19 protein-coding genes and 1 tRNA gene are annotated in these 23,809 nt (G+C 33.7%); 9 read left to right on the top strand and 11 right to left on the bottom strand.

All coding sequences use genetic code 11. The annotated features are described in order from the left end of the window. The 3 genes from EGI24_RS04785 to EGI24_RS04775 all read left to right on the top strand — a co-directional run bounded on the left by EGI24_RS04785 (window position 1) and on the right by EGI24_RS04775 (window position 2,077). Complete coding sequence (locus EGI24_RS04785; protein WP_255047209.1) at window positions 1-759, top strand: oxygenase MpaB family protein; 759 nt, start codon at window positions 1-3, stop codon at window positions 757-759. A 188-nt stretch (window positions 760-947) separates the two neighbouring features. Beyond that, window positions 948-1,427 (top strand): RNA polymerase sigma factor, encoded by a 480-nt coding sequence (locus EGI24_RS04780; protein WP_255047208.1) that lies wholly within the window; start codon window positions 948-950, stop codon window positions 1,425-1,427. Between the two features lie 5 nt (window positions 1,428-1,432). Further along, entirely contained in the window at window positions 1,433-2,077 is a 645-nt protein-coding gene (locus EGI24_RS04775) for a hypothetical protein (protein ID WP_255047206.1), read from the top strand. A gap of 105 nt (window positions 2,078-2,182) precedes the next feature. Here EGI24_RS04775 and recQ read toward each other — a convergent pair whose 3' ends face one another. Beyond that, window positions 2,183-4,321 carry a DNA helicase RecQ gene (gene recQ / locus EGI24_RS04770; RefSeq protein ID WP_255047205.1) on the bottom strand — a complete coding sequence of 713 codons (2,139 nt, stop codon included), beginning with the start codon at window positions 4,319-4,321 and terminating at the stop codon, window positions 2,183-2,185. A gap of 407 nt (window positions 4,322-4,728) precedes the next feature. On the opposite strand from recQ, the gene EGI24_RS04765 reads away from it, so the two are divergent. The 3 genes from EGI24_RS04765 (at window position 4,729) to EGI24_RS04755 (ending at window position 9,195) form a co-directional block, all read left to right on the top strand. Further along, window positions 4,729-7,482, top strand: a complete 2,754-nt coding sequence (locus EGI24_RS04765; protein WP_255047204.1) for a TonB-dependent receptor — start codon at window positions 4,729-4,731, stop codon at window positions 7,480-7,482. Window positions 7,483-7,515: 33 nt separating this feature from the next. Next, on the top strand, window positions 7,516-8,844 hold the full coding sequence (locus tag EGI24_RS04760) for a T9SS C-terminal target domain-containing protein (RefSeq protein ID WP_255047203.1): 1,329 nt from the start codon (window positions 7,516-7,518) through the stop codon (window positions 8,842-8,844). A 279-nt stretch (window positions 8,845-9,123) separates the two neighbouring features. Then, window positions 9,124-9,195 (top strand) — tRNA-Arg (locus EGI24_RS04755). A gap of 229 nt (window positions 9,196-9,424) precedes the next feature. Here EGI24_RS04755 and EGI24_RS04750 read toward each other — a convergent pair. The 9 genes from EGI24_RS04750 to EGI24_RS04710 all read right to left on the bottom strand — a co-directional run bounded on the left by EGI24_RS04750 (window position 9,425) and on the right by EGI24_RS04710 (window position 21,734). Further along, window positions 9,425-10,147 (bottom strand): hypothetical protein, encoded by a 723-nt coding sequence (locus EGI24_RS04750; RefSeq protein ID WP_255047202.1) that lies wholly within the window; start codon window positions 10,145-10,147, stop codon window positions 9,425-9,427. A 3-nt stretch (window positions 10,148-10,150) separates the two neighbouring features. Beyond that, window positions 10,151-11,065, bottom strand: a complete 915-nt coding sequence (locus EGI24_RS04745; protein ID WP_255047201.1) for a DUF4268 domain-containing protein — start codon at window positions 11,063-11,065, stop codon at window positions 10,151-10,153. 8 nt (window positions 11,066-11,073) lie between these two features. Continuing rightward, window positions 11,074-11,946: a hypothetical protein gene (locus EGI24_RS04740; protein WP_255047200.1), complete on the bottom strand. Its 873-nt coding sequence runs from the start codon at window positions 11,944-11,946 to the stop codon at window positions 11,074-11,076. Between the two features lie 256 nt (window positions 11,947-12,202). Further along, a complete protein-coding gene (locus EGI24_RS04735) occupies window positions 12,203-12,709 on the bottom strand; it encodes a hypothetical protein (protein ID WP_255047199.1) in 507 nt (168 codons plus the stop codon). A 1-nt stretch (window position 12,710) separates the two neighbouring features. Further along, on the bottom strand, window positions 12,711-13,379 hold the full coding sequence (locus EGI24_RS04730) for a DUF3800 domain-containing protein (RefSeq protein WP_255047198.1): 669 nt from the start codon (window positions 13,377-13,379) through the stop codon (window positions 12,711-12,713). A gap of 97 nt (window positions 13,380-13,476) precedes the next feature. Further along, entirely contained in the window at window positions 13,477-15,759 is a 2,283-nt protein-coding gene (locus EGI24_RS04725; protein ID WP_255047197.1) for a hypothetical protein, read from the bottom strand. Continuing rightward, window positions 15,752-16,945 carry a hypothetical protein gene (locus tag EGI24_RS04720; protein WP_255047196.1) on the bottom strand — a complete coding sequence of 398 codons (1,194 nt, stop codon included), beginning with the start codon at window positions 16,943-16,945 and terminating at the stop codon, window positions 15,752-15,754. The genes EGI24_RS04725 and EGI24_RS04720 overlap by 8 nt, the downstream gene beginning before the upstream one ends. A 142-nt stretch (window positions 16,946-17,087) precedes the next feature. Next, on the bottom strand, window positions 17,088-18,938 hold the full coding sequence (locus tag EGI24_RS04715; RefSeq protein ID WP_255047195.1) for an SIR2 family protein: 1,851 nt from the start codon (window positions 18,936-18,938) through the stop codon (window positions 17,088-17,090). A 54-nt stretch (window positions 18,939-18,992) separates the two neighbouring features. Then, window positions 18,993-21,734 (bottom strand): DNA methyltransferase, encoded by a 2,742-nt coding sequence (locus tag EGI24_RS04710; protein WP_255047194.1) that lies wholly within the window; start codon window positions 21,732-21,734, stop codon window positions 18,993-18,995. Window positions 21,735-22,224: 490 nt separating this feature from the next. On the opposite strand from EGI24_RS04710, the gene EGI24_RS04705 reads away from it, so the two are divergent. From EGI24_RS04705 to EGI24_RS04695, 3 genes are read left to right on the top strand one after another with little or no spacing between them, the layout of a single operon-like run. After that, a complete protein-coding gene (locus tag EGI24_RS04705; protein WP_255047193.1) occupies window positions 22,225-22,512 on the top strand; it encodes a helix-turn-helix domain-containing protein in 288 nt (95 codons plus the stop codon). Window position 22,513: 1 nt separating this feature from the next. Continuing rightward, on the top strand, window positions 22,514-22,855 hold the full coding sequence (locus EGI24_RS04700) for a 2-hydroxyacyl-CoA dehydratase family protein (protein ID WP_255047192.1): 342 nt from the start codon (window positions 22,514-22,516) through the stop codon (window positions 22,853-22,855). Window positions 22,856-22,859: 4 nt separating this feature from the next. Continuing rightward, on the top strand, window positions 22,860-23,150 hold the full coding sequence (locus EGI24_RS04695; protein ID WP_255047191.1) for a hypothetical protein: 291 nt from the start codon (window positions 22,860-22,862) through the stop codon (window positions 23,148-23,150). A 196-nt stretch (window positions 23,151-23,346) separates the two neighbouring features. On the opposite strand, the gene EGI24_RS04690 is transcribed toward EGI24_RS04695, so the two are convergent. Further along, on the bottom strand, window positions 23,347-23,809 hold a 463-nt coding region (locus EGI24_RS04690; protein ID WP_255047190.1), incomplete at its 5' end, for an ATP-binding protein.

The raw sequence follows: 23,809 nt of genomic DNA, 5'->3' as shown, positions 1-23,809 counted from the left end.
TTGGAAACTTTCGTAAAATCAGATTCCATAGTTAGAAAAATATGGAGTGACTCCGATAATATACTTTTTATTTTTGGAGCTTGTGCAGGCGAATTTGCCCAAAGCAAGTCTGTAGATTGGTTATTTTTTACTGGAAAACTTCCCAAAGATCCAATTGGAAGGCTTTTTTCAACAGTTGTTTATGCAAAACAAATCATTTTTGAAGAAAAAACCAAAGCCGAAAGGACTTTGGATAATATGAAAAATATCCACAAAAAAGTAGAAAATGAACGAGGATATGCCATTCCAAACTGGGCCTATCAAGATGTGCTTTACATGTTGATAGCCTATACGATTTCTGCCTATGAATTGCTAAATCAAACACTTTCGACTGACGAAAAAAACGAAATTTTTGATGTTTTTCGCAGAGTTGGTTTAAAAATGGGAATTGAAAACTTACCTACAAATTTCGCTCATTGGGAAGTTCATAGACAAGAAAATCTGCAACTTAACTATGCAAACTCAATACTTACAAATCAACTTTTCGACGCCTATCGAACACATTTAGGGAATTTCAGATTTTCAATTTTACTGTCTGTACAGGATATGCTTTTACCTAAAGAGTTGAAAAATGCAATTGGCGGATATAGAATTCCAAATCTTATAGGAATGACCAAACTTTACAAATCCACCAAACATATTTGTCCAATTAATCAATTGAAATACTATCTCCTTCCAGTACAATACAGAAAAATGCTGAGAAATTTGCACAGAAATTAATTACTATTTTACCCTATATGTATTTACAAAAACTAGCTTAAAATAACTTCTCATCAGAAGTATCAAAACCTCTTTCTCTCAAGATTTAAATGTTGAAATATTCTAAATCTATGATTTTGAAAAAATAAATTTCTAAAAACCTGTAAGTTTTCCTTCAAAAAATCTACTAATTGTAAAAAATGAATGGAATGGAAAAAGAATTTACGGGACTAATCAACCAACATAAAGGCATTATCTATAAAGTATGCCACCTGTATTGCCATGAAAGGGAAGACAGAAATGACCTTTTCCAAGAGATTGTGATACAGCTTTGGAAAGCCTACGCGAATTTCAGAAAAGAGGCAAAACTCTCCACTTGGATTTATAGAATAGCACTGAATACCGCTCTAACAAGTTTAAAAAAAGAAGGCAAAAACAAATTGAGCAAGTCCATTTCTGAGGATGACTTTGAAATACCAGCAATGGAAATTACTGAAAATGAACATCTTAAAACGCTCTATCAAGCTATTCAACAATTAACCGAAGTAGAGAAAGCCATCATAATGCTTTATCTAGATGAGAAAAACTATGAGGAAATAACGGAGATTGTCGGTATAAGTAAAACCAATGTAGGTGTAAAGCTCAACAGAATCAAACAAAAATTAAGCAAAATCATTAAAAACAATTGATTATCATGGAATTAGAAGAATTAAAAACGGCATGGGGATTGTATGACAAAAAAATAATGTCTACGCAAACAATCACCCAAAAAATAATAGAAAGTATGATAAAAGAAAGATCGGTTTCGAGAGTTGAGCGATTGAAAAAACAGTACTTCGGTTTCTTCGTTTTATTAATTTTCGAAGCGGGATTCATGCTTGCTATACTTTTCGGCAATCCGTTTGATTTTAAATATCAGATTCAGTTTCTCCCCTTTTTATTACTTTTGATGGGCATCATAGTGGCTTTCATTAACCTAACGCAGTATTATGAAAAAATAAATACCTCACTTATAGACAAAAATATTGGTACCTTTCTACATGGTATTCTAGAATTTTATGAAAAAAATAAAACCTACGAAAAATGGTTTGGCATTATACTTTTCTCTATCGGTTTTTTGGTTCCACTTTCTTTTTTGCCTCCAAAAATAGAAAAATATGGCATTCAAAAAGCTCTGTTAGACACCGCAATACCGATGCTTATTTCTTTAGTACTGTACTTTTTGGCATTTAAAATGGGAGCTTTCAAAAAACGCCACAAAGAAAACTTCAAGAGTGATTTAGACGAATATAACGAACTTAAAGGCATGAGCAGTGAGTTAGGTGAAAGTGCTATTTGAGCCAAGTTTCAAAAAAAACAATAGTTAATTAATTCGCCAAATTGCTTAAAAAAACAGACAATTTGGCGAATTACAATAAACACATAATCAGCATATTATACACTTTCAGCCCAAACTTAAAAACCATAAAGAAAGCCTAATTTTTTCATAGCCCATATTCCCTTCAAAGTGTTCAAAAATAGTTTTTATACCATCGCCTTTTTTGAATCCAATTTCCTCAATGGCATCTTTGATAGCATTCAAATCCCAAGGGTCTATCAAAGCCTTTAGATCGATATCGTTACCCTCTTCTTTCATTTTTATGAGGTGAGAAATCACAGTAGATTGGGCAATGGAACGTTGCTGAGCAATTTCCTCTACCGAATATCCGTCCTGATACAATTGATAAGACACGGCTTGCGTCAGGCCTTTGCCCATTCGAGCGGCTGATTCTTTGTTTTGGTTAACAAACTCAAATATTTCCTTGATAAAAGCTTCACCAAAACGCTTAAATTTTTCCTGGCCAACACCTGAAACCTCCAAAAACTGACTTTTGGTAATTGGCTTTTTGGCGGCCATATCTACCAAAGTAGCGTCTGAAAAAACAATATACGCTGGCGAACCTATTGCGTCGGAAATTTGCTTACGGAGTGTTCTGAGTTTTTCAAACAACTCTCCTTTGATTTGTTCAGACTTACTTGCAGTTCTACTAATTTGCTCGACCTCCGCCGTTTGCCTTTCAGCGTATGAAATAAATTCAGATATCTCCACTTTTCTAAGACCTTTCAAAATTTGCCGACTCACCTCATTAAGCTTGAATGTATGGCCTTCATCATAGGCAATATCAAAAGCACCATAATTGAGCAATTGTAAAATATAATCGACCCAAATTTCAGCTTTGAGGTCTTTGCCTACTCCAAAAGTCGGAAGCTGATCGTAGCCCTTATTTATCACGCTTTGGTTACGACTTCCTCTCAGTACATCAACCAGCATGGTCAGGGCCACTTTCTGGTTGGTTCGGAAAATTGCGGAAAGTGCTTTTTGTGCCAAAACTGTTGCGTCAAATTTCTTCCTTGGATTTTTACAAACGTCACAGTTACCACAATCTTTACCTAAATCTTCATTGAAATAACTGATCAAAATACGCCTACGGCAAATATTGGCTTCGGCATATTGCTTCATTCTATCTAACTTGGCCAGCATCAGTTCTTTCTGTTCCTCAGGCAGTTCAGAACTTTTTATCATGTCGGTTCGGGTCACGATATCTGCAAAACTGTAGAAAAGAGCGGTTTGAGCTGGCATTCCGTCACGACCTGCTCGGCCAATTTCTTGGTAAAAACTCTCTACATTGCTGGGCATATTGTAATGGATAACCCACCTGACATTTGACTTGTCGATACCCATACCAAATGCTATGGTAGCCACTATAATGGGCGTTTCATCATTGATAAAATTCTCTTGAATCTTTGAGCGTTTGTCTGCAGTAATGCCTGCATGGTATGCTTCTGCCTTAAATCCCAAATTATTCAAGCTTTCAGCAACTGATTCGGTGGATCTTCGACTCAAACAGTAAATAATCCCGGATTGATTAGGTACTTTATTAAGAAAAGACTGAATTTGTTGTAAGCGTTTTCTTCCAGGCAATACTTCCAAACTGATATTTGGCCTATCAAAACTACTGATAAAGGTATGTTCTTCAGGAATAAGCAACTGTTTACAAATGTCTCTACGCGTAACTTTATCGGCTGTGGCGGTAAGAGCAACGACTGGAATATCTAGAAATTGATCTTTTAATATAGATAATTGGCGATATTCTGGACGAAAATCATGTCCCCAAGAAGAAATACAATGTGATTCATCAATAGCGAAAAGTGAGATATTGAGATTTTTAAAATTCTCTACCATATTGCCTGCAAACAATTTCTCAGGAGCAATGTAAAGCAACTTCAATTCTCCCAATTTGGCTGCCCAAAATACAGCATCTTGCTCGTCATTTGAAATGCTTGAATTTAAGAAAGAGGCCTTTATCCCATTACCTCTTAGTGCCTCTACCTGGTCTTTCATCAAAGCTATAAGTGGCGAAATAACCACTGTAAGTCCATCTAAAACCAAAGCAGGAACTTGAAAGCAAATAGATTTACCTCCACCCGTGGGCATTAAAACCAAAGCATCTTTTTTATCTAAAATATGGTCTATTATTTCTGCTTGAAGGGGCCTAAAGCTATCATACCCGAAGTATTTTTTAAGTGCTGTGGTTTTATTCATTGTAAAAAAAGGAGAAAAATTAAGCTAGCAAATTAAGTTTAAATTCTTAAAAAATGAATGATTGGCTAAAAAGAGAACATTTTGCTAAAAAATTTAGTGGTGGAATTTTTTAAAACAAGCGTTAAAGAATTTAGAAGCTTTTGGTGTAAAACCTATAAAATTTAAAGACAAATGATAGTGAGCTGCCCCGTCGCATTTCTATTTTAAAAATATTTTTTTCACTACATTAAAAAAAACACGAAAAGAGTTTTGATACAAAAGAAACCTTATACACTACTAATCAATACATTAACTAAACACAAATTTACTAAATTCAAACTTAACACTGGCTTAATATTCTCTTAACATTGGGATTCTACTTTTGTGGCGTAATTAAAATACCAAGAAATTAGAAATTCAAAATACCAATGAACAAGTTTAAAATTACTACATTATTACTATTTATTTCTGTCACGATCTTTGCACAGTCAGGCATACTGAAAGGAAATGTAAAAGAGAAAACTACCAATGAAGGAGCAATCGGTGCCACTGTAAAAATAGCAAACACCACCTTCGCAGCCATGACAGACATTGAAGGCAATTTTGTTTTTTCAAAATTGGCAGCTGGAAACTACAAAATCATTATTACAAGTATCGGTTTTGCTCCAAAAGAAATTGACAATGTAAGAATAGAATCAGATAAAACCACATTGATTAATGCAGTTTTAGAAGACGACAGCAAAATGTTAGAAGGGGTAGTGATTAAAGCCCAAAGAATGACAGGCACTGAAATCTCAGTGATTTCTGAAATCAAACAGATTCAAAATATTGCGGTGGGTGTTTCTTCTCAACAAATCGTAAAAACTCAGGACAGAGATGCTTCACAAGTAGTAAGACGTGTACCGGGTGTTTCTATTTTCGACGATAGATTTATAGTTATCAGAGGGTTAAATGAAAGATACAATACCGTACTCTTAAACGACATCATAACACCATCTACTGAGGTTGACGTAAAGTCTTTCTCATTTGACTTGATTCCAAGTGCCGCTATCGACAGAATGATGGTTTACAAATCGCCATCGGCTGAATTGCCAGGAGATATCGCTGGAGGAGCTATAAAAATCTACACTAAAACCGTTCCTGACGGCAACAACATCTCAGCAGGATTTACCATAGGTTATCGTTCAAATGCTACAGGACAAACCACCACTGACTACACAGGCAGTAACCTTGACGCACTTGCATTTGGAGCAGCCTACAGAAACTTACCGGCTGGATTTCCAAGCACAAAAAATGTGATTAACTTGGCATCTACAGAGCAAATGATACAAAATTTTAGAGACCTAAATCCATACTACAGTGCCGCTACGAAAACCATCAATCCTGATTTTAGAGCAAATATTAACTTCAGCAGAAGATTTTTCTTTGGTTCGAAAGAATTGACCAACATCTCATATATCAATTATTCAAATACAAATACCAACCAAAGCGTAATTCAGAACAGATTCTTGTTTGACGAATCAAAAGCGAGTGAGTTCTTTGACCAATCCTATGCCAACAACGTAAGGTTAGGTGCTATGACCAACTGGGCCTTGATTTTGAACCCAAAAAACAAAATAGAATTTAGGAATCTATTTAATCAAATGGCTTCTAAAGAGACTGTTACTCGAAATGGAAATCTTTTAGAGAATAATCTTGAAATCTTCAACCAATCGTTCAGATATGAGCAAAAAAGTATTTTCTCTAGCCAATTGAACGGAACGCATGAAATTTCAGAAAAAGCAAAATTAAAGTGGATTGGTGCATTGGGCTATACCATCAGAAAAGAGCCTGACTTCAGAAGATTTACATCGTCAAGAGAAATTGGATCAACAGGTGGATACAAAATGGACCTTCAACAATTTGAATCTCCTACCTTACAACAAGCAGCTCGTTTTTACTCTAACATGGATGAGTACGTGATCACTGGCTCAGTAAATTACGATGTGATTTTAGGCAAGAAATCAGACAATGAGTCGATGAACAAGGTCTTAAAAACAGGAATTTATACAGAATACAAAGACAGATATTTCAAAGCTAGATGGTTTGGCGTAGTAAACCCTAACCGTGTAACCAATGAATTACTTTCTCTTGAGCCTAATAGCTTCTTTGACAACGAAAACCTAAGATCATCAAGAGTATATTATTCAGAAGGAACCAATTTTGACGACAGATACACTGCTCAAAACTTGTTAACTGCTGGTTTTGCAAGCATATACTTACCATTCAATGAGAAGTTTAATGCCACATTCGGCATCAGAGAAGAATACAACAAACAAATGCTACAAAGCCGTGAGCGTGGCGGTGGTGCTAAAGTAGATGTAAACAACCCGATTTTCAGTTTTTTACCTTCTGTAAATGCAACCTATAATTTCAATCCGAAAAACGTGTTAAGATTTGGATACGGAACAACAGTAAATCGTCCTGAATTTAGAGAATTGGCTCCATTTACGTATTATGACTTCGTATTTGACGTAGCCCGTAGAGGAAACAAAGATATCAAAATTGCTACTATCCAAAACTTCGATATACGTTATGAATTCTACCCAAGTTCAGGTGAGCTGATTACGATTGGTGCTTTTTACAAAAAATTCAAAAACCCTATAGAAGCAGCCGTATTCTATAATGGTAGTACAGTGGCTTTTACAGTAGCAAACTCAGAATCAGCTTACTCTCAAGGTGTTGAATTAGAAGTACGTAAAAATGTCACCAAAAACTTGATGGGTGTATTCAATACCTCATTGATTTATTCCAACGTAACAGTGGGTGGACTTTCGGACTTCAATAGATACTTGCAAGGTCAGTCTCCATATTTGATCAATGCAGGATTATTCTACAGCGAGCCTAAAAGTGGTGTGCAAGCCAACGTGATGTACAACGTGATTGGTCAGAGAATCTACGTAATCGGCGACAACGTATTGAGTTCTAATGTTTTCGAAATGCCAAGAAACGTCATAGACTTGAACCTTTCTAAATCTTTCAAAAACATAGAAATCAAAGCAGGCGTGCAAGACCTTTTGAACCAATCGTTCAAACTTATTCAAGATACCAATAGAGATAATAAAATAACAGAGACAGACGGCATTTTCCAACAGTACAAAAGAGGTTCTAATTACTTCTTGACACTAAATTATAAACTTTAATTATTTTATATTTTTTCAAAACCAAAGAAAATCATGAAGGTGAATTTTAAAACTTTATTACTCTCAGCAATGGTATTGGGGCTCGGCATAAGCTCATGCGAAAGAACTGACGACACCGACGACACAACCGTGATTCCCGTTGGAGAAAACATTACGGTAAAAGGCTCCCTGACTGCCAACACTATCTGGAATGCAAAGAACAAATACATCCTTGAAGGCTTTGTTTATGTAGAATCAGGTGCTACTTTGACTATCGAGCCAGGTACAATCATCAAAGGAGACAAAGCTACAAAAGCTACTTTGATTATCAAGCCAGGTGGCAAAATCATAGCAGAAGGAACTGCAGCTAAGCCGATTGTATTTACTTCAAACCAAGCCAAAGGATCAAGAAACTACGGTGACTGGGGCGGATTAATCATTTTGGGTAAAGGAAAAGTAAACAAAACTCCAGCTACGATTGAAGGTGAAAACATTTCAACTTTCGGTGGTGATGTAGAAGCAGACAACTCAGGAATCTTGAAGTATGTTAGACTTGAATTTGGTGGAATTGCCTTCGAAACCGACAAAGAAATCAATGGACTTACCCTAGGTGGTGTAGGTAGTGGAACTGTGATTGACTACGTTCAAGTATCTATGAATGGAGACGACGGCTTTGAATGGTTTGGTGGAAATGTAAATGCAAAACACTTGATCTCATATAAAAACTTGGATGACGATTTTGATACTGATTGGGGATACGCTGGTAAAGTTCAATATGGTTTGATTTTCAGAGACCCAAAAGTTGCTGACCAATGTTCATGCTCTGACTCTAACGGTTTTGAATCTGACAACGACGCTTCTGGATCTGCTGCTACTCCTCAAACTTCTGCCATGTTTGCAAACGTATCGGTTATCATGGGCGATGGAACACCAGACGCAAAATTCCGTTCGGGCTACAGAATCAGAAGAAACTCGGCTATCTCAATCTACAACTCATTGGTAACAGGAGCGTTTCCTAAAGGCGGACTTGAGCTTGGCGATGCTGCTACTCAGAAAAACTTTGTTGATGGCAAAAACGACTTCAAAGGTTTGATATTTGCTGGTATGGGTACAAAAGGCTTGGTTTTGGGAGATGCAGCTAAATTGAATGATGCTTCGAGAAAGAACCAATTTGCATTGGAAGCTTCAGCTTTGGGTTTACCAACAGGCTATAACTCATTGACAGGTAAACCAAGTTTGTTGCCTATTTCAGCTTCAATTTTGTTGAATGCTGGTGTAACACTTCCAGCAGGATTTGAAGCCAACACATATGTAGGTGCATTTAGCACTACTGACTGGACAGCAGGTTGGACAAACTTCGACCCTCAAAACGCAGATTATTGATTTAGATTAGAATATTGGTTATTGGTTACTAGTTATTGGTTACTGACAATTGGTCACTGAGCGTAGTCGAAGTGACACTTCGGCTCCGCTCAGTGTCCGCAGAAATGACACTTCGGCTTCGCTCAGTGTCCTCAGAATATAAAGACTTTGAATACAAGTTTCAAACTTGATTCATATTGGTAAATGCCGCAAAGACCCCAGTTCTGCTGGGGTTCTTTGTTTTTATAAGGGAATACTTTTTATTTCTCTTAAATTTAACGAAATTTGCACTCCAATTACGGTCCCATAGTTCAACGGATAGAATAGATGTTTCCTAAACATTAGATATGGGTTCGATTCCCTTTGGGACCACAAATAGAAAAATCAAAAGACTTATAATCAATGGATTGTAAGTCTTTTTCCTTTAAGTGTAAAAGTAAGTGTAAAAGTAAAATATTTAAAAGTATGGTAAAGCTAAGTCAATATAAAACCAAATACTTTAGATAAGAATTATACCAAGTGGCTCACTTAGTTTTATAAACATACTATACTCAACTTGAAATCGTCAAATTTTTATCAACAACATTAACGCGACATTTAATTAGATTGATTGATTTCCCTTGCTAAACTCATCCACTTGTTTATTTAAGAATCTGTGAACTGCCGGTAAAACATCTAAAAGTCTAAATGCTTGAGTAACTAAGAATATTGAAATAAACAAGACGAAAAGAATTGTAATAAATAACCAGTTAGGAAAATTCAAAGTATTGAAATAATAAATAGAAATAGCTATTAACAATCTGAAAATTAACCCAAAATGGTTACTCAAATTAGCCTTAAGGGTATGAATTAAATTTTTAAGTTCGTTTATATCAGTTGAGGATACATTGGCAAATTTGTTTTTGTAAAACGAAATAATCTCTTCTTTTGAAATTACAATAATGTTAAACTTTGAGCTTAGTGTTGAAAAGCCTTCTAGCATTTCATCGAATCGCTCATTATCCAGCTCTTTTGCATTTATTTTTTGAATAGCCTTGAATTTCTGATAATCTAAGCGGAAGTTAAAAAGTAAAAATATTGAAACCCCTAAAAATGTGTAGATTAGAACGTAAAAACTGAGTGGAATTATAAAATGACCCTTCACTAGAAAATCCATTAATGATTTGTAATCTGAAATTTCAATCCAATTATAAGTTCCAATAAACTTTTCATAGAAATACGCAGCAATACTCGTATTCAAAATGAAATTCAAACCACGTCTTATGGCGGGATAGGTTGGATTTCCTTTTAGGTAATCTGTGAAGATAAATAGAAACTCTTTCATTGTTTAATACTTATTAAAAGTCTCCTGAAACTTTAATGCTTGCTCAGCAAACCACTTAAAGTATTCTCTCCAGTTAGATTCTTGGGCGAAGTCGGCTTTGGTGTTTAGCTTTATTCGGCTTGCTTTTTTGGCTGGCAGCTCCATCCATTGCAACTTACCTAGTTCTGCTTCTATTTCTGATTCGTGCTTTTTGTATTCTTGGAATGTTTCTTTGGCATTTGGAATATATATCTCACATGCCATTTCCTTTTTTTGTGAATTAATAGTTAGGCCAATGTGACAGTCTGAGCGGCCAAAGGAAATATCATACCAGTGTTGGGGATATGTTTTTCTTAGGTTAAGATCAATCTTTTTTGCCTGACAATATTCTTTGAAGCTATCCCAAAATTTTAATTGCTGTGTTTGAGTCTCACTGAAGTTTGAGGCACTTAATGATTGTTTTATCGTTTTGAACCAATTGTTAGGCTTGGTTAACATATGAAAGTTTGGTGCTGGATTGGAATCTCCAATTTTCCATATTTCCATACGTATCAAGAAGAAGTTGATTCTTTCGTCAGTATTCTCGTTTAACCATTCCAAAGCTTGTTGGTGTTCCTCTAAACCGTCTTTTACAATCCAGATAATTATTTCAGCATCAACTCCTGAAGCATAGGTGATTAGTTTGCCCAGATGGTCGTGGTCGGTTCTTTCTAATTGGTTCTCGATGATTACCTTTCTTCCGGTGTTGGTTTCTTGGGCATAAATGTAAACATTAAACCTACCGACAGTGTATTCAGTTTCGATAACGGTTAATTCAATATTTATTTCTTCACTTAGAAGAGCTAAGTTTTCTTGCTTGGCCAACCACCTTGTAAAATTTGTGGCTTCGTGTTTCCAAATTTCTCTTAATTCAACTTTTTGTATGAGGGATAATTCCATTGCTTTTTTTATAGTTTTAACTGGTAATTTGAAAAGAAAAACTTTTCTATCTGAGGTAAATGTTCAAAAATTATTTTTAAATCTGACTGGTTTCTAGACTTCCCATTTGGATATGCTTTCAAATTCAGATTATATTCTAACTTTAGTATTTTGGCATATACATAGTGTATCGTTAGATCTTCTCTATTTTTAAATTCCATGTGACCAGAAATTACTTGTGGTAACTTAATAAATTCTGAAACTAAAATAGGAGCCAAGCCCAATGAATTAAGTCGAATTTTTTCCAACTCTAGTATAAGTATCTCTAATTTGATTTTTTCTTCTATAACATCATACCCTCTTTTCCAAAAAAGAAATATCCTATCTAGAATCTCCAAATACGAAATAATATATCCAGAAAGTTCTTTATACCATATTTCTGTTTTAAATTCCTTATCAATGTATGCTTTATTATTTTCTTTGTATAAAAATGCAACATCCCTTGTTAAAGAATTAATAGCACTAACGCCGTTTGATGTATGACCCCGATAATCTCTATATGTAAAATTTGAAATTAAATCATTTACAGTTTTCAAATTTGAAACTATCTCCTTATATACAAAATCTTCCTTTTTTTCTTGATCCTCTTTCTCAAATCTTTTTTTAAATTCATCATTCATGGCTATTTGCTCTCTTAAAGTAAGGTAGACAAACCCTGCAGATATTAGAGCAACAAATGGGCCGGTGATACCACCAATCATGTCTCCTATTTGATTTGATGTGCCAAAATCAACATTAAAAAAGTTTAACATTGCGGTTTGGGTCACTATGAAAGGCAGTAGAAACATTCCGACAATACCAAATGCTAATAATCTAATTGCCCAAAAATTCATTTTTTTCATATCTCTACTTTTTCTTTGCGGGATAGTTCCATGTTATTTTGATAATGTTAGATTTTGTAGTTTTTAAAAACTGAATTTACTAAATAACTTAGTTCAAGTTATTTGTCTCCCTCAAGATTTTATTTATTTTTTTGTTAAAATTGGAAAAACATTTGTTTATCAGAAGTAATAGTTAGAATTTTGCATCAAGTTCATTCTTCATCCGAAGAAAGGAAATCGAAAAACGCAAGCCTAGATGCTCTGCGTTTTTTGCATTTTATAGTATCTCATCTAATTTTCTTTTATATTTTTTTAATATTTTGTCTCTTTTTACATCTTTCCCCTCGATATAATAGGCAGTAAGCAGATAATATCCAGAGACTCTACGTAAGGGTTCAAGAATAACCACATAGTTTTCCTTTTTATCATAAATGTAGGTTCTGTTACCTTCTGGCTCTTTTACCGAGAATACCAACATTTCATCTTGTTTTGTTTCATTTAAATGATATCTGACCCAATGAAGTCTTTCAGAACGTTTAATATCAAAAATCCTATTTCTCTCTTTTTTATCTTGTATAACAGTTGTCAAATGTGTAAAAAGTATAGCCAATTTATCTTGTCCTTCTTTTGGTGTGGGATAAACACATTTGGATTTAAATAAAATTGGATTTTCAACATTAAAGTCTCGATTAAAAACCCGAAGCAGTGAGTCTTTTCGTTTGCCTTCTTCAAGAGCCAAGAACTCTAGCAATTGATTGTATGTTTTTAGTAAATTGGTTGGCATTTTATTTTAGTTCAATAAAAAACAAATTAAGTTTGTCAGAATAATTTGTATTCAACAAATCTACATTACTGTTAGATTTTATTTTTTCTATAATTTTTACCTTTGCCGAGTTGCTTTTTTCTATATTGTTGTGCAAATATGAAATTGCACCCATCATAAAATCAGTAAGTTGCATTAATATGCTTTCATGTGATCTTATATTTTGAATGTTCCTGAATACGCCATATTTAGAGTTCAAAATTTCTTTCAATTTGTTTACTTTATATGCACTCAAAGTGTCTTTGATGTCAAGATAAACATTATAATTGTACAATGACTGAACATTATGATTCAATAGATAGTAATACATTTTGTAATAAAAATCATCGTGTGTTTGGCCAAACTCTTGATGTTTGATTTTTGTTTTATCTATTCCTATTGCTCTAAAATGCAAATCCGTGTAGAAAAAATATTCTACCAAATCAATATAGAAATGAATTTTGGACTTGGATACATTGGTCCACTTTATTTCACCAAAGAAATTGTGTTTTTTCTTTAGTTCCCTAATTTGCTCCGTGTGGTGCTTTACCTGATTATAGGCACTACTAATCTTACCCAAAAACATATAGTTTTTATGGTCATTCTCTAAATGACAGCTTTCGTCACAATATATGTTAAATGTTTTATTCATTATTATGCTTATTAAATCATTTTAATAATTTGAGAGGATTCGTATCTCCAAATTCCTTCTAAATCAACTTTTTGTTTGCTGTTTAATTCCATATAAATTAATTTTTAGAATTCTCTGCTAAGATATATTCCGCCAATCTAGAAATAATTTTATTCTCACACCCAATGGCTTTATTTAAAAATTCAATCAAATCTTCGTCGAATAATTTCAACTTTTTAAGACCAATAGCTAACATGAATTCAGGTAAAGCTTCACTGTCGTCGGTTTGTAATTTTTCTAACATGCTTAGAAGTTGCTCTTTCATTTCTTGGCTTGAGGATTTATCTAAATCATAAGAAAATACTGAGGAGTCTCCTGCTCTAAGAAGTGCTGCTTGGATTATACCATCATTAAACCTACTAAAGTTACCTGGGCTTAAAAGATTTCTAACATAATTTGTTTGATTCAGGCTAGGATGATCTGTAACTTCTTTGTTGAAAAGTTTATTTAAAATTGCAGAAATTTGAAAATATAACTCGGATTGAGCAACCTCTTTTTCTTCATAGTCAAATTCCCAAAAGGCAAAATTTTTATTTAATAATAAGTCTTTTCCATTAAGGGTTTTCAGAAATATATCATTAGACAGCCCTCCAGCTATTTTAGCATTAAGTAATGTATTCCTTCTTTGATTAAGATAATTATCAAGTTCAGCATCTGATTCTTCATCAATTTCAGTAATAACTTTATCTATATAATCCTTTTCTCGTGCCCAAGGAGTATTCTTTTTCTTATTACTACATTTTATTGTTTCAACGGCAATTACAGGACTTGAATCACTTGGAGTACTCCCTTTTGAAAGATTACTTGATAATGTTTTAGAATAATTTTCATTAGGCGGTCTGAAAATTCCGATAAAATAAACTATACATAAATTAGGAAATTTTCTGAGTAATCTACTTATCTGGAGCATTTTTTTTCCTGAGGAAATGCAGGATGCTACAATTACTATTGTTCCATTTATGCCATTGAGCTCATCTACCCAATTGTCTTCGAATTTAATAACTTTGGGATTAATGCCCCCACTCGTCTGTGTAAGTATATAATCTGCAAGGTGTCTTGAACCTACATCAGGAAGGGTTAAGATAACTTTCGAATTTGCAGGTATACATTTATCGATACATTTATCTAGGGATTTCTTGTAAGTACCAAATCTCTCTATATTCTCTATAAGTTTTGCGTAATCTATATAAATTTCATAATTCTCTTTTCCATTAGTATCATCTTTATAATACACTTTTAAAATTGTATTTTCTGACGACCCGAAGCCTCGGAATTTTTCAATAAAATAAGGAAAAGCTTTTGGTGCATATTCAGGAATTGTTTTGAGAGACAGTAAATTAACCTGTGGTTGAACCGTTAAAAAGACATCTCCTTTAATAGGTATTGGCCTAGAGTTTTCATCACAAAATTTACAAAGTTCATTCTTTTTGAATGAATCTAATACGTCTAAACCAATATCAAAATTTAGTTCTTTGGTTAGATTACATATTATTTGTTCTGCATGAGCTCTATAATCAGAATTACTTCCTAAAAAATATAAAAGACAAATTTGGGATTTCGAAACAAGTTCTTTCTCCAGCATCCTAACAATAATTCCACCTGAAGTAGAAGATGAAATTAGAATTAAACTATCAGGCGGGAAACTTGATGTTTTATCTTCAAATAAATCATATGATTTAAAACTATAGACTAACGGACAAACAAAATCTTGTCCAAATCTTCTTTTCAACTCAAATAAGGTATACGGTAATGCATTGATTGAAGCCGTATCACAATAAATGTAACTAGTTTCCTTTAGTTTAGGCAATAATTGAAAAGATAAATAGAAAATTTCTGGATGATTAATTAAAACATTTCCTGTTCTAAGAAATCTGGAGCAATGCTTGCCAGATGGAAAAACAAAATGATGGTCGGGTGTTGACTCAACTAGTCCTCCGTTGTTTTTAAATAGGATAGTGGAACCACTTCGCAACAGAAATTTGTGAAATTCCTTTTCGTTTTTGGGTGTCTTACCTTTAACACACACCATCGACCCTTCTGCATCAAAAGAATAAACTAAGAGGTTTTTGTCAAAGAAATCTTTTGACCTTCCGGGTACTCTTTTGAAAGCTTCCTCTGGAGTTTTAATAATAAAATCCTTTGATTTTTGTTCTAAATATTTTCCAAAAATCACAACTATTTTATCAGACAGAGCATGTTCTTGGAAGAAAACATCAATTTCTTGGGAAAAGGCATTGAAATTAGTAATTGATTGTTGATGAATAAAAACAACCGTTATAACTCCAAGATTGCCACATGAGCTGTCGTCTTTATATTGAAAAGTAAAATAATTATTATTCATATCTTTTCAGTTCAAGTGGATAAAAAATTGAGATTAGAGTTCCTTCAGCACACGCATTGGTACTGAATGATTTATTAGAATTTTTTATAGAATCATATAATTGAATATCTTGTGCTGTTTCATGATGTTCATATTCAAATTTTCTCATATTCCTGAAAACGTCAGCCCTTCCAGTCCTTATGCGAACAAATCCTTTCTTATCTATAACTCTCAGAATACGATCAAGTCCCATTCCCTTGACTGAGCGTCTGCCACCAATTTCGGAGGTATTATTCCTATAGAGACAATCTTTTATAATATTGATTTCTTCATTTAAATCATCTGGATATTCAGAATTCCTAGTATATCTTTTATATAAGCCTGGTCCACTGTCCAATACTGATATCTCTATTAAAAATAACTCATTCTGGGTATTAAGATTAAAATTAGAATCGAAGTATTCTAATAAACCATTAAAGCCTTTGTGGTTTTCTTTAAATCCTGCTATCGTCTTTTTTTGAAACTTAAGCAACACTGCACGAATATTTGGGTAGAGATAGTGTCCTTTTTCATTAGTTACAGCATGCTCATCTGTATTCATAAACGCCTCATGTATGATAGCGTTAAAATCATCTATTATTCCTTTAAGATTCTCCCTCAAAAAAGATAAATTATGAATACTTACTTTCTCATATGCATTAAAGAGATTAAAACCCATCGCACCTTCATCATAAAGTTCTAAGGCGTTATTGTAAAATACTCGGGACTTTCCTCTACTAACTTTATCGTGATCAAAACAATAAATAGGTACAGAGGATCCTTTCAATTTATAAAAATCCATCTTAGTAAAATATTCCTTACTTGGATTTTTTAATTGAAGCCTAACATTTTCCCCTGTTAATGTTTTAATCTCTTTATTCCAACATAGGGTAATTGAGGGGTATACAAATTCATTTTCATTTAAATATGCAATTGCTTCTTCAACACTAGAAACTGGCAAAATCAAATTGCCTGAATATGACTTACGAAGCCACGTCGAAACGAGTTGAATAAATGAAAACAATAAACTGAAGTCAGAATCCAAATTTTTTAATGGTAATTCTAAATCCAAAAGAGAATCACCTTTTCTAACTTCAAGTATATTATATAACTTAGTTAAGCCATTCGACGAAACCTTATTTGGTATTTTTAATATGTCATTTTTCATCAAATCTTTTTTTATTTCTTCATTCCCCATATCCCACCTCTGGCTCGGCGGCCATAGATGATAGTTTGTTTGCTTTTTGTATGTATTCTTCTGCTTCTTTTACTGGCCCATTCATGAGCATCGGTAATAACCAATCTCATTATTATTCCTCGTCTAAATACATTAATATTGCACTTTCTGTTCTACTACGAAACTCAACAATTTGAGCAGTTCCATTTTGTACCTCTGTAAAATTTTTAATGTAAACGTCGTTAATAAAATAATTGGGTTGACCTATCTCTATCTCTAAATTGTGTAAAGTTATAGTCATTCTTTCAGATTCTACTACCCTTAACGGTTTTACATCAACTTGCCTGAGCAATTCTTTATCAATTATGGAATCAATTGGTAGATCAATTGAGAGATTAATTCTTTTTAATTCTGTTTTATCAATGTAAGATATTATACCTTCTACTAAATCATCATTCATTTCTTGAAGCCTTAAATCAAAAAATCTGATACCAAAATGGTTCTCTATTTTTTTTAGTTTTTTTAAGTATTCAAACAATTGATTTTTATCTTCTTTTTTGTCATAAAAATTTAATACATTTTCATATATAATACTATTCTCCTTGTAAATCTTGTATCGATCTTTCGAAAATAATTTATTTGTTATTTCATAAAACTTAATCCCAGAATTGGTATTAGAAAGAACTTCCTTAGGTTTGAATGTTACTTCTATATTTGATTTGTCTTTTTCAATATCAATTTCAAGTCTTATATCAATTTCAAAGTCTTTATTATTCAATTTTAACAATATTGAATTTTCAGAAGGTTTGGCTCCATAAATTTCAAAATTAATATTTTGTTCGATAAAGCCATCCGAAAAATGAATATCTACTGGACCTACCAAAAACGGTGTTTTTTTTACAATTATGTTCGAAAAATTATCAAATTCTTTAATTTTGAAATCTTTTTGATAGACACTTAATTCTTTAATCCAAGCACTATCAATCACCAAATCGGCGTAACTTTTTCCATTAATTAGGTCTGTAAGTTTATAGTTTTCAATTTTAGGAATATTTAACTTAAGTTTAAGTTCTGATTTTGTCCCTGGTTGACTAATAATATTAATTCTATCATTTGAAGCACATATATTTATTCTTAAATCATTGTTTTTTGCAAATTTGATTGCTGTATCAGTAGAAACTAACCCTCTTGGTACATTTGGGAAGAAATTGTCTTTGAGGTAAAGGAACAATTCAGGAAAAAACAACTCACTTTTCCCGTTTAAGTATTTAATTCCATTTTTTTTAAGGAATCCTCGTCTAGGTTCAGAAATTGAAGGAGCAATAAAAAACATATCTTTTCTACTGTGACCTAACTGATTTATTATTTTCTTAATTATTGTATCCACGTTGGGATCTTCAATAGAATAGCCAATGAATAAAATATGATTCGCTGACATTCTCTCTTTAACTGCATTCCAAAATATAGAGTCCTCCAGAGAGTCAGAAAAAAAATTTATATAATCCGTCCTTGTAAGAATAATTTTTTCTTTTTCTACCAAATCGCCATGTATTTTAAAGAGTATTTGGTTCTTTTGGTTGACCTTTGGATAATCTGTACTTTTTCTTACTACTTGAATACTATTGTTAGTTCTCTCTATTAAGTCGTCATAATTGGTCGTGATTAAGGTTTTGAATTGAGGCATTCCCGCCAGTAAATTGTGAATGCTTGTACTTATAGGTTCTCGGAGAAACTCTCGTACTAGAATGTTAAGTAAGAAATCTTTTTTTAATTTTTCTAAATTGGATATGTCATCAGTAAGTTTTGGCAAATCCTTTGTAAAATCAATTTTCGCTTTATATTCTTCTGGAAGTTCATCAAAAAATTTCTTCGCCAATTCTGCACCGGATGGAAAACCAGCATACATAGACATTCCTGCTCCAACAAAAAGTAGAACTTCCTCTTTACAGATTAAATCAAATAACTTTTGTTTTATTTTGTTCATACATCAATTATTTATCATAATAATCATTCACTATTTATTGGGACGATGGAATAGTTAAATTTGTGATTTCTTCTTTTTCTTCTCTTTGGTGAACAAATCGGCGGTGTATTTTTCGTAGAGTTCGAAGAGGAACTCCATTCTTTTGGCTTCGCTGGTGAATGGCTGTGAGCGGTAGGCTTGGTCTACCGCTTTGTCTAGGTCGATATGTGCTTTTACCAAGGCTGGCGGCATGGTTAATGGGTCGTAAAGGTCAGCCAATGAACTATTAGGGAATGCCAACCGAACATCCAAAACTTTCTGAGCCTTTTCTTCAATGTTTTTGACTTGGTTTTCTGCAGGATTCTCTGGCCATGGGAAGTTGTTGTAAACAATTGTGTTGGAATAGCTATAGTCACTTTTCATTCTCCCACAAGTGTTTTTGACCCATACCATATGCATTTTAGATGTAATTATACCAAAATGGAAACTATTTGCGTTAGGCAAATAGAAAAGTTTATCCCCGCAAATTATATTTTTATCACAAAATCCAATTGGAATATAAACCCTATTTTCCGAGGAAACCTTTGGAATAGCTAAATAATCAGAATCTGGCTGTCTTTCTTCTCCAAATAAAGAAGGAAACTGGGCAGCTTTTAATGTTTGAATTCTTTGGCTTTTTTGCCGAAACTCTTTAACTTTATTAATTCTTTCATATAGTTTTGGAGAATTCCTCAATGTGCTCAATTCTGCATTTTTAAACCAAAGGCAATACCTAGGAATGTTGTTCAAAAACTCTCTCCCCATTAAAAAAGGATGAACGTATTTTTCCACTTCTGGGGATTCCTTGCACAATAAGTCTTTCTCTTCCTTACTTAATAATAAATTACCATCATCAATTGCATCACTGCCTCTGTTTATTCCTGGAACATTACAAATTGGAACTGTTCTTTTTTGGATGAAAACATTTTTTGCAGCGACTAAATAAGGGTTTATATTTGAAACTATTATTTCATGTGGTTCTCCCTTAATATTTTCATATTCGAAGAGTAATTTCTTATTTATATCAAAATTAGCAAACCCAATTATTACCACATGAACTGCTGCGTTTCCTTTTGCCTCATTGCTCCATGAAAACGTGCGATGGGCAAAATGGATAAAAATATTATATACGGAAATTAATGTTTGCCATAATATTGCAGGTTGCTCTCCTTGCGAAATAGAATTTGTAGATACAAATGCTACTTTAATTTTAGTTTCTTGAATATATTTTGCAGACTTTAAATACCATGCTGATACATAATCCAAAACGCCACTTCCTTTAATATCGGAAAAAACAGAAGCCATATCATTTTTTTGATTTTGGCTTTGCCAAGCGTACCCTATGAATGGTGGATTACCTAAAATAAAGTTTAGATCTTTTTTTTCAACCACATCTTCCCAGTCAGTCTGCAAGGCGTTTCCATGGACGATTTTGGCCGATTTCTTCAAAGGTAAACGCACAAAATACTGGCCAAACTCTTGGCTTATTTGCATGTTCATCTGGTGATCCATGAGCCACATGGCCACTTCTGCTATTCGTGCTGGAAATTCTTCGTACTCAATGCCATAGACTTGGTCAACATCAAGCCAGATGATCTGTTCAATACTGGTCGCCAATTGGTTTTTGTATTGAGCCCTCAATATCTCGAGCTCGAGTAGGCGTAATTCTCGGTAAGTGATAACCAGAAAGTTACCGCAACCACAAGCAGGATCTAGAAATTTTAGTGTGCTTAGTTTTTTATGAAATTCTGGCAGTTTGTTTTTGTTGTCTTTTATATTGTGAAACTCTGACCAGAGTTCATCCAAAAACAAAGGTTTTATTAGTTTGAGAATGTTGGTTTCGCTGGTATAGTGGGCACCCAAATTACGGCGTTCTTTGGGATTCATGACACTTTGAAACATTGAACCGAATATTGCAGGGGATATCAGGCTCCAGTCAATATAGCAACAGTCTAATAATGCTTGTCGCATTTTGGTGTCAAAACTGGCTGTTGGCAATATTTCTTCGAATAGCTTTCCATTGACATAAGGAAAATCGGCCAGCTGCTCATCGAGGTTTTTGAATCGCCTTTCCTTTGGGGTGTTGAGTACCTGAAATAGTTCTTGAATGCGTGCGGCAAGGTCGCTCCCATCCACGGCGGTACGTTGTTCTATAAAATCCTGAAATTGCTGTTTGTCAAATATGGTGGTATCCTCAGCGAATAAACAGAATAAAATCCTGACCAAGTACACCTCTAAGGAATGGCCGGTATAGCCTATTTCTTCTAGCCTGTCGTGGAGTTTTCCCATTAGCTCGGCCGCTTTGATGTTGGCTGGGTCTTGCTCCTTATAGGTTTTCTTTTGGTACCCACTTATAAAGCCAAATAGCTGAACATGGTTTACAAAATCAGGAAGTTGGAATGTGCTGGTGGTTTTTTCCTCCGTGTCGTATAGTCTAAAGTTGTAAAAATCGCTTACCAAAATGTATTTGGGTAACTCATGGGCTTTGAGACCGAGGGCGTAATCTTTAGCTTGCTCAAAGGCTCTATCAAGGTTTTTACCCCTGCTTTTCATTTCTATGAGAATGGTGCCTTTCCAAAGCAAATCTATATACCCATCAGCATCGTTGATTTTCTTTACTTTATGTTCAAATGTTCCGATTTTTTTACGAGGAACCCCAAATACCTCGAAGAAAGCATCAAGAAATGGTTTTGCATCTGCGTCTTCATTGGAGGTGTCTGCCCACTCTTTTGAAAAGTGTAACGCTCGGTCTTTTATTTCGTTCCAGCTTAGTGCCATGGGGTGTTTAATAGGGGTTTGAGATTATCGAAAGTCGTTGGGTGGCTTTAGATAATAGTTTAATGCAATTTACGGAATGATGTTGAGAATTGGAAATGTTAATAAAGAGGCAATACTCGAGTATCTAAAAAGAAACATGAAACTCGGTTCGCTTTTTCAACTGTTCTTTAGCACCATCAACTTACTAATTCGGAACAAACACATTTCAAAACATTTTAAAGACATTTTATTCGAATAAAAAGTCTTTTTAAGCGAATAAATGAGCTTTTTGAAGCGATTCCCATTCGATTTCTAAACTAAAGAAGTAGCTTATTTAATAAAAAAATCTGCCGATTTAGATAGATATCCTGCCAAATAAACTATCACCTACAAAAAAAAATTACAATAATGGTGCGTTATAGATATAGCGGTATTGACTTCAACAAAAAGTAAATATACATTTGTTGCGGATAAGGAATAGGCCTTATTACATATTAAATTCACCACACAAATGAACAAAAACCCTTTATTTACGCTGAGCGTAAATGAGTTTTCTGAACTGGTCAGAGAACTCCTAAAAGCACAGCAGCCGCCAATCACAGCTAATCCTATAGCTGAAAGTTCTCAACCAGAAAGATTAAATTTTGAGCAAGCAGCAAAGTATCTCAAAATTTCTAAGCCTACCTTTTCTAGCCTAAGAAAGGATGGAGTAATACAAAGTTACCAGCTATCCAAAAAACGAGTAATTTTCCTTAGGGAAGATTTGGATAAGTACATTAAAAGCAAAAAACTTTTATAGTATGAAAGTTAGTACATGTCCTGTCTGCCAAAATAGTTTTGAAGGCAGGAAAAATAAAAAATATTGCTCTACCTTTTGTAAAACATCACATAACAATGAGGTTTTTCAAAAAAAGAATGAAGCTTTAAAGGAAATCATAGGAGAAGTTAAAAAAAACAGATTGGTCTTAAAAAAAATCTTCGAAATTTTCCAATCTACTCCAATACCAATTGATCTTTTAAGAGCCACAAATATCAACATGAAATATTTCACTTCTGTATCCAAAGAAGGGTATTATATGTTTGGTGAATATCAGTTTAGACCTAGCAATGACAATAAATATTATTCAATTTTAAAAAAGTAAAACTATGAAAATAGAATATCAGAATTTCGGCGATTGGTATAATAGCAATGCGTCCAATAATAATAGGATCTTGTATAGTTTACCCAACAATGATTTAGAAAATCATATAGTAAAAAAAGATAACAGCCTGTTATTGTTAAAAATAATCTTATCTATACTTCTCGGATTTATTGTTTTTCAAAATTGGATAAGGATAAAGGCATTATTTTCTAAAATAATGAAGAAAATAGACTTCCCTATGCCACCCGAAGATGAACAAGAAGCGTTAGTCATTGACGATACACCTGTGAAGTAAATAAGATAGTGTATTAGTTAAATAATAGCCTTCATTTTGAGAATTTGATAATCAAAATGAAGGCTATTTTGATTATATAAATAATGATAAAATAACCAGTTGCATATTCCAGTGAAAGTGAGCCAGCCATTCCGGTTCAAAGTGAGCCAGTTGAGTTGAGTTGTTTGGTCTTGATTTGATTTTGATTCAAAGATATTTAATTGTTTTGATTTTTGATGTTTTTTCTCAGTGATTCACCCTTTAGGTCTATTCTATGGGCTTGATGTATTATTCTATCGAGAATGGCATCTGCAATGGTGTTGTCATTGATGTATTGATGCCAAGCTGACACAGGCAATTGAGATGTGATAATTGTGGCGTATTTATTATGTCTATCTTCAATTATTTGTAGCAAGGCTAGTCTAGACTGAGTGTCTAATGGTGTTAATCCCCAATCGTCCAAAATCAGGAGGTGTTTTGATTCTATCCGCTCTGTTTCTTTTCTGAAAGCCCCATCTATTTTGTCTGTTTTTATTTTTCCAAGAAGTTTTGGGAGAGAGAAGTAAGCGACTTTTTTATTTAATAAACATGCTTGGTGGCCGATTGCTGAAGCAATGTAACTTTTTCCACATCCTGTGGCTCCAGTTATGATGATGTTTTCGCCACGGTCTATGAATCCA

Origin of the sequence: Lacihabitans sp. CS3-21 (genome assembly GCF_024343675.1) — a bacterium.
Classification (GTDB): domain Bacteria; phylum Bacteroidota; class Bacteroidia; order Cytophagales; family Spirosomataceae; genus Leadbetterella.
This window is presented reverse-complemented; position numbering and strand designations above follow the sequence as displayed.